The organism is Geobacter grbiciae (genome assembly GCF_018531165.1).
In the GTDB taxonomy this organism is placed as follows: domain Bacteria; phylum Desulfobacterota; class Desulfuromonadia; order Geobacterales; family Geobacteraceae; genus Geobacter; species Geobacter metallireducens.
In genome coordinates, this window is the sequence record NZ_JAHDIW010000014.1 from 20,240 (window position 1) to 32,546 (window position 12,307).

Consider the following 12,307-nt stretch of genomic DNA (forward strand, 5'->3'; position numbering starts at 1 on the left):
TCAGAGCAACCGTACGACTTTAAAGCCACACCGCCTTCAAGTCAACCGGGGACTTGCGAAAGGAAATACGCAGCCGCCACAGGGGGGATTCCGCCGAGATTGCAAACAAAAGGGGACGCCATTCTCGGCGTCCCCTTCCCTTCTCCTGTGGCAATCTCCTGTTTATGGTCAGGCGTTGAGAAACTCCCGCCCGAAGGGGGACATCTCCCGCAGCCTCCGGACTACCGGCGGCAGTTCCCGGATGATGGTCTCGATATCCTCGTCGGTGTTGAAGCGGGACAGGGAGAAGCGGATGGAGCCGTGGGCGCAGGTGAACGGCACCCCCATGGCGCGAAGCACGTGGGAGGGCTCCAAGGAGCCGGAAGTGCAGGCACTCCCCGACGAAGCGCAGATCCCCTTCTCCGACAGGAGCATCAGGATCGCCTCTCCTTCCACGAACTCGAAGGCGATGGAGAGGGTATTGGGAAGCCGCTCCGCCTGGCCGCCGTTGATGCGGGACCGGGGTATCAGTTCAAGGAGCGTTGTCTGGAGCCGGTCCCGCATGGCCTTCACGCGGGTGTTCTCGTCCTCCATCCACTGGCCGGCCAGCTCGCACGCCTTGCCGAGGGCGATGATGGCGGCGGTGTTCTCGGTGCCGGCCCGACGGTTGTGCTCCTGGTGCCCCCCGACCATGAACGGCCGGAACGGAACCCCCTTGCGGACGTAGAGGACCCCGATCCCCTTGGGCGCGTGGAGCTTGTGGCCCGAAATGGAGAGCATGTCCACGGTGGAGGCGGCCATGTTGATGGGAATCTTTCCCACTGCCTGCACGGCGTCGGTGTGGAAGAAGGCACCCTTCCCCTTCTCCTTGACGATTTTCCCAACTTCCTCGATGGGAAAGACCACGCCGGTCTCGTTGTTGGCCCACATGACCGACACGATGGCCGTGTCCTCGTCAACCGCTGCCCGCAGTTCGTTCAGGTCCAGCCTCCCCTCGCCGTCCACGTTCAGTTCGGTGACCCGGTATCCACGCTTGGAGAGATTGCGGCAGAGGGTCAGAACCGCCGGGTGCTCCACGCGGGTGGTGATGATGTGGCGCCGCTCCGGATGGACCTCGATGGCCGAGCGGATGGCCGCGTTGTCGCTCTCGGTGCCGCAGGCGGTGAAGACGATCTCCTCGGGGGAAGCCCCCAGAAGGGCCGCCACGCGGTTTCTTGCCTCGTCCACCTTCTTCTGCACCTGGCCGCCGAAGAAGTGCATGGAGCTGGGGTTGCCGTAGAGATCGCAGAAATAGGGACGCATCTCCTCGAAGACAGCCTCGTCCACCTTGGTGGTGGCGTTGTTATCCATGTAGATCTCTTTCATCCCTCCACCTCCTGGACAACGATGTCGTCAGCCACCAGATCTCGCAGTTTCAACTCCACGAACTTGGCGGTGTTGCCCGACGAGGCGCAGCCGGCGCAGGCCTTGCGGAAAGCGATCTGAACCTCGCTCCCCGAGATGTCCACCAACTCCAGATCGCCGCCGTCGGCCCACAAAAGCGGGCGAATTTCCTTCTCAAGGGTCTCCTGGATGAGCTGCATCTTGCGGAGGTTGGTGAGCTTTTCGGGCTTTTTCCGCTCCTCGGTGGGCTGGGCGCCGAGCACCTCACTGATCAGCTCCTTGATTTTCGGGATGCAGCCGCCGCAGGCGCCGCCGGCCTTGGTGAAGTGGGTCACCTGCTCCGCCGTGGTCAGCTTGTTGGCGGCGATGACCTTCTTCAGGAAGGTGTCGGTGAGGCCGAAGCACTTGCAGACGATCTCTCCCGGCTCCACCTCCTCGTGGCCGTGGTCGTGGTGGGTCGGCACCGGACCGCCGCGATACTTGGCGATGGCCACCTCGAGGGCCTCCTGCCCCATGACCGAACAGTGCATCTTCTCCTCGGGAAGCCCGCCGAGGAAATCGGCGATCTCCTGGTTAGTGGTGGCCAGGGCCTCGTCGAGGGTTTTCCCCTTGATGATCTCGGTCAGGGCCGATGACGACGCGATGGCGCTGGCGCAGCCAAAGGTCTGGAACTTGGCGTCGACAATCCGCTCCTTGGCGTCGTCGAGTTTGATATAGAGCTTGAGGGCGTCGCCGCAGGCAAGGCTTCCCACCTCCCCCACTGCGTCCGCATCGGGAATATCGCCAACGTTGCGCGGGTTCAGGAAATGTTCCCGAACCTTTTCAGTATAATCCCACATGGAAAATCCTCCTTGGAGTAACGTTCATCGCTACGCAATACTATAGCAAAATTGTCAGGTATTCAAGACTCCATTCTTCTGCATGTCAAAAAACGAATGGCGCAGTGCCGGAAGGAATATCCTGCCGGAGCGCCATTGCTCTTTATAAAACAGAAATAACACGGAGAACTTCAAAATCGGTAGAAAGCAACAAGGTGTTATTCTTACAACAAATTTAGAAGTCTGCCTTGGCTTTCTCCGTGCGCTCCGTCTCTCCGTGTTATTCCCTGCCGTGCCTCACCCCAGGATGAACGCCTTCCCCGCCGCCATGACCGCAGCCAGTTTTTCCTCGCTGGACGCCTCGCCGTAGAGCCGGACCACCGGCTCGGTCCCCGATTTGCGGAACAGGAGCCAGCTGCCGTCCTCCAGGATGAACTTGCTCCCGTCCACGGTCACCATGTCTTTCACCTTCAGGCCGGCAAACGCCGCCGGGGCCTGCCGCTGCTTGTCGGCATACCCGGCTTCCAGGACCGGCGAGAGGGTAATATTCTCCCGTTTCGTCAAGAATCTCCCCACCTCGCCGTAGAGTCGCTCCAGCAGGGCCTTCACCGACAGCCCCTCCCGGGCAACCATCTCAGCCACGAGGAAGCAGGCAAGGATGCCGTCCTTCTCCGGCACGTGCCCTTTGATGGAAAGACCGGCGCTCTCCTCGCCGCCGATGATGATGCGGTCCTGGCTGATCAGCTCGCCCACGTACTTGAAGCCCACCGGCGTCTCGATTACCTCGATGCCGTGCTTCTTCGCCACGGCGTCGATCAGGTGCGAAGTGGCCACGCTGCGGGCAACGGCGCCGGTCATCTTCCGGACCCGCACTAGGTAGTCGAAGAGCAGCGCAATGATGTAGTTGGGCTCGATAAAGGAACCGTCAGCATCAACGATGCCGAAGCGGTCAGCGTCGCCGTCGGTGGCAATCCCCAGCTTCACCGCCGGGTCACTTTTTACCAACCCGATGAAGTCCTGAATGTATTTCTCGGAGGGCTCGGGGGGAAAACCACCAAAGTAAGGGTCGGGATGCATATTGAGGGTTTTGATCTTCGCCCCGTGCTTCATGAGGGGCTCGTCCAGATAACCCCGGGCGGTGCCGTAGAGAACATTCACGGCGATGGCCCCAAGGGAGGCAATGGCGGCGAAGTCGACCTTCGTCTCAATATCTGCAAGATAGGTCTCCCGCGGGTCGATCTCCTCCACGAGCCCGGCGCGGGCCGCCTCGTCCAAGGCCACTTCCCGGTAGCAAACCTCGCCCAGCATCTCGTTGGCCCGCCGCTCAATGTCCGTGGTGGTCTCGGGGAGAGCGGGGCCGGCCCAGGAGGGAGAAAACTTGATACCGTTGTACTCGGGGGGATTGTGGCTGGCAGTAAAATTGATGGCTCCGGCGGTCTTGCGCCGCAGAATCTCGTGGGAGACCACCGGCGTCGGCGTGTCGCGCTTGCAGACATAGGTCTTGATGCCGGCGCCGGCCAGGACCCGTGCGGTTTCCTTGGCAAAACGCTCCCCCATGAAACGGGTATCGTAGGCGACGATGATCCCCTTCTCCTTCTCGCCGATAGACGTCACGTGATCGGCAATGGCCTGGGTCACTACCTTAACATTCTCGAAGGTGAAATCCTCGCAGAGGATGCCGCGCCAACCCGACGTGCCGAAAGCGATTCGATGCATTGTCCCTCCCTTGGGGAAATGGCTCCGCATGGCGCGGAGACCCGATTTTTCATGCAGTGAAAGCCTAATACATACCCCGTGGCGAGTCAACCCTGCCGAGTCTGAATTCGTACCCCCCGACCTCCCATTAAACGAGGTCCTCCTTTTACGGTCACAGATATTGTGGAAAGATCGGATCGACGGGCCTTTTGAGGCATTGGGCGCCGGGGATTTTACAGTTGACTTTTTTCTTTTGAAATTGCTAGATTGGCTAATAGACAGTTCTAGGGAACAAAACGATTCAGGAGGATTCAGTATGCAGTGTCAAACAGTTCTTCCCGGTACCGAGTGTACCTTCTGGGGAAAGCAGGGTTGCATCTTCACCGGCGGTTCCTGCCAGATTGTGGTTGAAAACTGCGAAGGATGTGAGCGCGTTGTCGACGGGAGCATCGGCAAGGTCTGCAGCGCCTACCCGGCACCCGTCAAGAAGTGGTCCGCGGGCATCTGCAACTTTGCCACCCACGTGAAGGTCGAAATCGCCAGCGAAGAACTGAAGGTGAACCCCCTCAAGGCCTCCAAGAAGGCCTCCGGCGGTGGCGGCAAAAAGAAGTAATCCTTCCACTGCTCTCCAAGAACCGGAAAAGGGAGGACTCGTTCCTCCCTTTTCTTTTTCGAGGCTCCCATGTCCTTCGATCACCTCACCTGCCCCCGTTGCGGAGCAGAGGTCAAGCGCTACCGCAACCCCGTTCCCACCGTCGACATCATCATCGAGACGGCGGGGGGAATCGTGTTGATCGAACGAAAAAACGAGCCCAGGGGATGGGCGCTCCCCGGCGGCTTCGTGGATTACGGAGAAACCCTCGAAGCGGCCGCCATGCGCGAAGCACTGGAGGAGACATCCCTCCACGTGACCAACCTGCGCCTTCTCGGCTGTTACTCTGACCCGGCCAGGGACCCCCGCCAGCACACCATATCCACCGTGTACGTAGCCGAGGCATCGGGCGTTCCCGCCGCAGCCGACGATGCCGCCAACCTCGCGGTCTTTCCCTTAAACGATCTCCCCTCAGAACTCTGCTTCGACCACCGCAGGATTCTCGACGACTATCTCCGCTTCCGCGAACGCTCCTCCACCTGATCCTACCCCCCTCCGGCCGATCTCCCATGCTCCCGCATGAACTCGGCGACCTTGTCCGGCGGCATCGGGGTGCTGAAGAGGTATCCCTGCACCTCGTCGCACTTGTTGTCGGAGAGAAACGATAGCTGCCCCTCCGTCTCGACCCCCTCGGCGATGACCTTCAGGTTGAGACTGTTCCCCATGGCGATGATGGCCGTGGCAATGGCGGCGTCGGCCGAGTTGATCTCCACATCCCGCACGAATGACTTGTCGATCTTGAGCGTATTGACCGAGAACCGCTTCAGGTGCGCCAGGGAAGAATAGCCGGTGCCGAAATCGTCGATGGAGATGTGGACCCCGAGATCCCTCAACTGGTTGAGCACCGACACGGCGAAGTCCGGGTTCTGCATGATGACGCTCTCGGTGATCTCAAGCTCCAGGAGATCCGCGGTAAGCCCGGTTTCGTCCAGGATTCCCCGGATCGTTTCCAGAAGGTTCTTCTGCTGGAACTGATAGCCGGAGAGGTTCACCGCCACCCGCATGGGGGGGATTCCCTGCCTGACCCACTCGCGGTTCTGGAAGCAGGCGGTCCGGAGCACCCACTCACCTATCGGGATGATGAGTCCCGTCTCTTCGGCCAGGGGGATGAACTCCCCGGGCGAAACGAGCCCCAGAATGGGGTGATCCCATCGTATCAGTGCTTCCATGGCGGTAATTCTCTTGGAGACAATGTCAACCTTCGGCTGGTAGTAGACCCTGAACTCCCTGTTGTCGAGGGCCTTGCGCAGGCTCGTTTCCAGCAGCAGCCGCTTGTCGGCGTTGGCGTCCATCTGGGGAGAATAGAACTGAACGTTATTCCTCCCCTCCCCCTTCACGCAATACATGGCAATATCGGCCTTCTTCACCAGTTGGTCCAGGTTATCGCCATCGGAGGGATAGAGGGAGATGCCGATGCTCGCCGTAACGAAAAGCTCGTAGGTGTCGATATTGAAGGGGGCGGCGAGCGTCTTCAGAATCTTCTGCCCCATCCTTTTCACGTCCTCAACGGTGTCGACATTCACAAGAATGATGGTGAACTCGTCGCCGCCGATGCGGGCCACCGTATCCACTTCCCGCACACACCCCACAATCCGGTGGGCCACCTGCTGCAGCAGCCGGTCCCCCACGGGGTGCCCAAGGGTGTCGTTGATAATCTTGAAACGGTCCAAATCGAGGAACAGGACCGCCACCTGGTGACGGTAGCGGTTCGCCAGGGCCTTGGCCTGCTGGAGCCGGTCCATGAAGAGAATCCGGTTCGGCAGCTCCGTGAGGGTATCGTGGTGGGCGAGGCGGTAAAGCTGCTCCTCCGCGTGCTTTCGTTCCGTAATGTCGCGGCAGATGCTCCAGATAACCGTGGGTGCGTCTCCGCCGTGGGCGCAGGTAAGGCTTCCTTCCACGACGACCTGTCGGCCGTCCTTTGCCGTGAAAAGTGCCTCCATAGGACTCAGGGCATCACCGGAAACAACCCGCTGCAGCTCGGCGCAGCATTGCTCGCGACTGTCGGGATGGAGGATATCGAAGAAAGAAACCGCTTCCACCTCTCCAGCCGTATAACCAAGGGTCCGTTGCCAGGCTTCGTTCACATAGAGGAGCCGACCATCCGGGGTCACACTGTGGATCAGGTCATTGGCCGTGTCGAGAAATGTGGCGAGCCGCTCCTCCCCCTCACGGACCGCGTCGGTTTCCCGACGGATAACCGTCATGAAATAAGAGGCTATGGCCGCCATGGCAGCATTGAGCAGCGACACCCAGAGCCAGGTCAGGAGCAGGTACAGATGATCGTGGTGGAGCTCGGAGCCCACGAAGGGCATCCGCACATAGGGAACGATATTCAAATGCTCGAGCACCAGCACCGCTCCGTAGAGAAGGCCGCCCAGTCCACCCACGAGCCAGACTTCGCGACGATCTTCGATGAGGAAGGATGCCTCTATGGTGACGAACAGGTATGCGGGCCAGAACCAGCTGGCTGCTCCGCCGCTCGTATGGATCAGCACCGACACTAGGACAAGGTCAAGGATAATCTGGAGAAAATTGAGAAGGCGGAAACCACGGGCAAGGCGGTCGAGGGAAAACTGAAGCAGCAGGTTGTAGCAAACAACCGCGGCAAGAGCGGCAAGAAGGAGTACGTGTTGCGATGGTGACAAAAAAAGGCCAAATCGGCTGAAATAGAAGAAACCGCCGGCCATTACACAATAAACGCCCACAAACGAGAGAAGGATCCAGCGCGTTCTGACAACGATGTGAGTGCGGGACTTCGCCTCTTCCAACCGTTGTGTTTCCTTTAATTCCAGTTTATCCGAAGCCCCTCTCAGGCGGCGTATTGCGACGTCGAACCAATCTGATTTCCATGAAGTATCGAGGCCCATGGGGTGCTTGCATGCAAATCACACGCCACCACTCTCTCCATAGAGCCGCACATCCGGAGCAGCAGGGAGCACCCCGAGGCTGGCGGCATAATCGTAGAAGAGCCGCACCCCCTTGAGATGGGCAGGAGTAAGATCGTAGGAGATTGTCCGCCAATAGTCGACCAGCACCGCACTGTCGATCCACTCCCGTTCCGGCGCCTGGGCGGCTATCTCTGGATAGGAGTCGTAGGCGATCCGCTTCGCCCTGGCAACATCAGCGGCGAGCCGTGCAACCTCGTGGGGCTTGTTCTCCGCAGCCTCTCTCCGCACCAACCAGAGGGCAAAGACGAAGGGGAGCCCCGTTGCCCGGTACCACAGATCGCCGAGGTCGTAAATGTGGTACCCCCCCCCTGTCAGCGCCCCCTTAAGGGCTCTGTCACCGATGAGGAGAAGGGCCGGATAGGAGTCGAGGGCCTCAGCTAGGGGAAGTGGGGTCCGCTCGAAACTGTTCGTGAAACCCTGGAATGTGGTGAGAATTATCCTGAGGAGATTTACCGACGTGTCGGACTCCGTCGTCATGCCGATAACGGCACCTTCAAGGCACTCCAACGGCACGCGGGAAAAGAGGAGGACGCTCTTCACCGGCCCCACCGCGCTAATGGAAAGATCGGGGAGAACGAGATAGCGGTCGGGATATTTCCCGTACTCGATGGACGATGACGGGCAGACATCGATTTCCCCCATGGCAAGCAACCGGTTCAGGTGTGCCGGCACCCCCCGGACAAAGCTGTAGCCGCTACAATCCATACTGCGTTGCAGCGCCGTGAATATGGGGGTGCAGTTGGAGTATTCTATGTGACCTATGGTGAGTGACATGGTGACACCGCTCCTGCATTATGGAATGAATTGCTCAAAAACAAAGGCGAGATAGGTAATCTCGCCTTTGCCTGCATCTGAACCTGATTGGGGCTATTCGTCTTCTTCGTCTTCCTGGCTTACGGCTTCGGCATAGTCCTCTGCCGACAGAAGGGATTTCAGTTCTTCGGGGTCGGCTAGTTCCACCACCGCGATCCAGCCGCCATCGTAGGGATCGTCGTTCAGAATTTCCGGGGCCGACTCCAGCTCGTCATTGACCTCGACAACGGCGCCGCTTACGGGGGCATAGAGCTCCGCAAGGCACTTGCGGGCCTCCACCGAGCCGAAGGAGTCGTCCTGCTCAAGCTCATCGCCGACGGCCGGGAGCTCCACGGCACTGATGGTGCCGAGACTCTCCTGGGCATAATCGGTAATGCCGATCACGGCACGGTCACCCTCGACCCTGACCCATACATGTTCCTTGCTGTACTTCAGTTCATCAGGAAAATCCATACATTACTCCAACACGATCTTCTCAAGGAAGGCGGTATCCACGTTCCCTTCCATGAAGTCCTTGTTGGCCATGATCCGCTTGTGGAACGGGATCGTCGTCTTGATCCCCTCGATGATGTACTCGTCCAGTGCCCGGGCCATGCGGCGGATGGCATCCTCGCGGGTTTCGGCATGGACGATGAGCTTGGAAATGAGTGAATCATAGTGGGGGACCACCGAATACTGGTCGTACACAAAGGAATCGACCCGCACCCCGAGGCCGCCGGGGGTGTGATAGCCGGTGATCTTGCCGGGGCACGGAGTGAACTTCACCGGGTCCTCGGCGTTGATGCGGCACTCGATGGCGTGCCCCTGGATCTTCACATCGCCCTGCTTGTAGCGGAGTTTGTGCCCCGCCGCGGAACGTATCTGCTCACGGACAATATCGACGCCGGTAATCATTTCGGTGACCGGGTGCTCCACCTGGACCCGGGTGTTCATCTCCATGAAGTAGAAGTTCAGGTTCTTGTCCACCAGAAATTCAACCGTACCGACGCTGTCATAGCCAACGGCCTTGGCGGCCCTGACCGCTGCATCGCCCATAGCCTTGCGGAGGTCCGGGGTCATAACCGGGCACGGAGCCTCCTCGATGATCTTCTGGTGGCGCCGCTGGATGGAGCAGTCCCGCTCGCCCAGATGGATCACGTTGCCGTGCTTGTCGGCCATGATCTGAATCTCCACGTGGCGGGGCTCTTCGCAGTACTTCTCGATGTAGACCTCGGGGTTGCCGAAGCCGGCCTGGGCCTCGGCCCGTGCCGTGGCAAAGGCGTTGGGGAGGGTTGCCGGGGAGTGAACGATCTTCATTCCCCGTCCGCCACCACCGGCCGTCGCCTTGATGATGACCGGGAAACCGATCCCCTTGGCGATCTTTATGGCCTCGTTGACGTCGTTTACCCCCTCCTTGGTGCCGGGGAGGATCGGCACATTCACCTTGATCACCGCCTGACGGGCACTGATCTTGTCCCCCATGATCCGCATGCTCTCGGAGGAGGGACCGATGAAGGTGATGCCGCAGTTTTCGCAGATCTCGGCAAAGGCGGCATTTTCAGAGAGAAAACCGTAGCCGGGATGGATTGCTTCGGCGTCAGTCACTTCGGCGGCGCTGATGATGGCGTTGATATTTAGGTAGCTCTGGAGGCTCGGCGCCGGCCCGATGCAGACGCTTTCGTCGGCCAGCTTGACGTGAAGGGAATCCTTGTCGGCGGTGGAGTATACAGCAACCGTCTTGATCCCCAACTCCTTGCAGGCCCGGATGACCCGCAGGGCAATCTCCCCCCGGTTTGCAATCAGAACTTTATGGAACATGTACGAAATCTCCGCTCATGGGTTAAAAGGGCGACTGCTTGTTGCCGTCCCCGTACGTGTCGTCCGTTGTCTCGGGTTAGAGCGGCTCGACGATGAACAGCGCCTCGCCGAACTCGACCGGCTGGGCGTTTTCCTTGCAAATCTCGACAATCTTGCAGCGGTACTCTGCCTCGATCTCGTTCATGAGCTTCATGGCCTCGACGATGCAGAGAACCTGCCCCTTCTCGATAATCTGTCCCACTTCCACATAGGGAGCGGCATCCGGCGCCGGGGCCCGGTAGAAGGTACCGACGATGGGGGACGTGATTTCATTCCCCTTGGCCTTGGCGGCTGCCGGCGCGGCAGCTTCCACGGGGGCAGCCGATGCAGCCGGAGCAGCGGCCTGGACCATGGCCGGCTGCATGGCGACCATGGGCTGGGGTGCCTGGTACTGGACCATCGGAGCCGTGCACCCGCGCTTGATCCGGATTTTCTCCTCGGCCCCCTCCAGCTCGAATTCGGTGATGTCTGTTTCCGTTACCATCTTTATCAGCGACTTGAGATCCTTGATATCCATACGTTTTCTCCTTTTGGCAGATACCGCCCGGCCTCGATGGCAAACAGACGGTTATTACAAAGTAACCCCGTAAACCAAGAGGGGCATCTTCCCGGCTCACGGATTCAAGATGATGAGTTCCTTGGGCACCCTGGTGAGGAGGCGGTATCCGTTGCCGGTGACCGCCACCGTATCCTCGATCCTCACTCCGCCCCACAGGGGGATGTAGATGCCCGGCTCAATGGTGAAAACCATTCCCTCTTCCGCCACTCCTTCGCCGCGGGGGGAAACGACCGGCTTTTCATGAACATCGAGCCCGACCCCGTGGCCAAGCCCGTGGCCGAAAAAGGCCCCGTATCCCCGCTCTTCGATAAAACCGCGAGCAATGGCGTCCAACTCCTTGAAGCTCACCCCCGGCCGCACGGCAGCCAAAGCCCGATCATGGGCCTCCTTGACAATGCCGTAGATCTCCCGCTGCCGGTCATCGGGCTCGCCGACACAGACGGTGACCGTCTCGTCGGAGTGGTATCCGCCATAGATGGCACCAAAATCAATGGTGACGAGTTCGCCGGCCCCGATAACCTTGGTACTGGCCCTGCCATGGGGAAGCGCACCCCGTTCGCCCGAAGCGACGATGAAATCGAACGATTTGTCATCGGCCCCCGCCCGTCGCATGGCGAACTCAAGATCCAGAGCATACTCGCGCTCGACCACCCCTGGCTTTAGTCCGTCAAGGGACGCCAACAGGGCTTCGGAGGCGATGCGGGCGGTCTCGGCCAGCAGATCGATCTCTTCCGCATCCTTCACGATACGGAGTGGAGCAAGCTCCTCCCCGAGGGGAACGAACTCCACGCCGGAAACTTTTGCGGTGAGGGCCGTAAGGAGAGCGACCGTCGTGTGTTCGGCCTCGAAGCCAACCCGCCTGAATCCCTGGCCGGCACAAAGCTCCGCGATGCCGTCGAGCTTCACGCGGTACTCAACCGTGGAACACCCCGTCACCTCACGGGCCGCCTGGGTCGTGTAGCGGGAATCCGTCAGAAACCAGCACGAATCACGGCCGACAACCAAAACACCGTCACTCCCGGTGAAACCGGCAAGGTATCGGACGTTACTCAGATTAAAAAAGAGAATCGCGTCAACATCCTGTTTTCCCGCGCATCCTCGGGCTTTAATAATCCTGTTTTGTAACATGCTTCACGCCTTGGCGACAATCTCTTTTTTAATATAAGTAAAAAGCGCACGTAGTCCGAGCAGATAACTGTCGGCACCAAACCCGGCGATCTGGCCGACTGCCACCGGGGCAATGAAACTGTGGTGCCGGAACTCCTCACGGCGATGGATATTGGACAGGTGAACTTCCACGACTGGAAGGGCCACGGCGGTAAGGGCGTCGCGGATGGCGACACTGGTATGGGTATAGGCTGCCGGGTTGATGAGAATTCCGTCACAGGCGCCGCAGGCCTGCTGTATGGCATCGATGATCGCCCCTTCACTGTTGGACTGGAAGAAGGAGACCGAGCAGCCGAGTTCTTCCGCCAGTGCGGAAATCTCCTCATTAATCCGGTCCAGGGTAAGGACGCCATAAATTCCCGGTTCCCGGGTGCCGAGGAGATTGAGGTTCGGGCCGTGAACTACAAGAACGTTCATCGATGCCTCCATGAACAAGGTAAGAGGGATGGATCGGACG

At 59.6% G+C, this 12,307-nt stretch carries 12 protein-coding genes; 2 read left to right on the top strand and 10 right to left on the bottom strand.

The genetic code is table 11. The features are described from left to right. Positions 1-168: 168 nt before the first annotated feature. The 3 genes from nifS to KJB29_RS15095 all read right to left on the bottom strand — a co-directional run bounded on the left by nifS (position 169) and on the right by KJB29_RS15095 (position 3,896). Positions 169-1,344: a cysteine desulfurase NifS gene (gene nifS / locus KJB29_RS15085; RefSeq protein WP_215735246.1), complete on the bottom strand. Its 1,176-nt coding sequence runs from the start codon at positions 1,342-1,344 to the stop codon at positions 169-171. Next, positions 1,341-2,201, bottom strand: coding sequence for a Fe-S cluster assembly protein NifU (nifU, locus tag KJB29_RS15090; RefSeq protein WP_011365755.1), 861 nt, complete (start codon positions 2,199-2,201; stop codon positions 1,341-1,343). Before nifU ends, nifS begins: the two co-directional genes overlap by 4 nt. Positions 2,202-2,477: 276 nt before the next feature. Further along, complete coding sequence (locus KJB29_RS15095; protein ID WP_215735247.1) at positions 2,478-3,896, bottom strand: phosphoglucomutase/phosphomannomutase family protein; 1,419 nt, start codon at positions 3,894-3,896, stop codon at positions 2,478-2,480. A gap of 295 nt (positions 3,897-4,191) precedes the next feature. Between KJB29_RS15095 and KJB29_RS15100 the strand changes: the two genes are divergently transcribed. Both KJB29_RS15100 and KJB29_RS15105 read left to right on the top strand, forming a co-directional pair. Then, on the top strand, positions 4,192-4,488 hold the full coding sequence (locus KJB29_RS15100) for a PxxKW family cysteine-rich protein (protein ID WP_004514384.1): 297 nt from the start codon (positions 4,192-4,194) through the stop codon (positions 4,486-4,488). A 69-nt stretch (positions 4,489-4,557) separates the two neighbouring features. Then, complete coding sequence (locus tag KJB29_RS15105; protein ID WP_215735248.1) at positions 4,558-5,010, top strand: NUDIX domain-containing protein; 453 nt, start codon at positions 4,558-4,560, stop codon at positions 5,008-5,010. 2 nt (positions 5,011-5,012) lie between these two features. Here the strand turns inward: KJB29_RS15105 and KJB29_RS15110 are convergent, their stop codons facing one another. The 7 genes from KJB29_RS15110 to aroQ all read right to left on the bottom strand — a co-directional run bounded on the left by KJB29_RS15110 (position 5,013) and on the right by aroQ (position 12,267). Continuing rightward, positions 5,013-7,172, bottom strand: a complete 2,160-nt coding sequence (locus KJB29_RS15110) for a putative bifunctional diguanylate cyclase/phosphodiesterase (RefSeq protein WP_246561591.1) — start codon at positions 7,170-7,172, stop codon at positions 5,013-5,015. Between the two features lie 240 nt (positions 7,173-7,412). After that, a complete protein-coding gene (locus KJB29_RS15115; RefSeq protein ID WP_215735250.1) occupies positions 7,413-8,249 on the bottom strand; it encodes a menaquinone biosynthetic enzyme MqnA/MqnD family protein in 837 nt (278 codons plus the stop codon). 93 nt (positions 8,250-8,342) lie between these two features. Continuing rightward, on the bottom strand, positions 8,343-8,741 hold the full coding sequence (gene gcvH, locus KJB29_RS15120) for a glycine cleavage system protein GcvH (RefSeq protein WP_215735251.1): 399 nt from the start codon (positions 8,739-8,741) through the stop codon (positions 8,343-8,345). Between the two features lie 3 nt (positions 8,742-8,744). Next, a complete protein-coding gene (gene accC / locus KJB29_RS15125; RefSeq protein WP_215735252.1) occupies positions 8,745-10,085 on the bottom strand; it encodes an acetyl-CoA carboxylase biotin carboxylase subunit in 1,341 nt (446 codons plus the stop codon). Positions 10,086-10,161: 76 nt separating this feature from the next. Then, a complete protein-coding gene (gene accB / locus KJB29_RS15130; RefSeq protein ID WP_004514378.1) occupies positions 10,162-10,641 on the bottom strand; it encodes an acetyl-CoA carboxylase biotin carboxyl carrier protein in 480 nt (159 codons plus the stop codon). 96 nt (positions 10,642-10,737) lie between these two features. Next, positions 10,738-11,811, bottom strand: coding sequence for an aminopeptidase P family protein (locus KJB29_RS15135; RefSeq protein WP_215735253.1), 1,074 nt, complete (start codon positions 11,809-11,811; stop codon positions 10,738-10,740). 3 nt (positions 11,812-11,814) lie between these two features. Then, positions 11,815-12,267, bottom strand: coding sequence for a type II 3-dehydroquinate dehydratase (gene aroQ, locus KJB29_RS15140; protein ID WP_215735254.1), 453 nt, complete (start codon positions 12,265-12,267; stop codon positions 11,815-11,817). Positions 12,268-12,307: the final 40 nt, after the last annotated feature.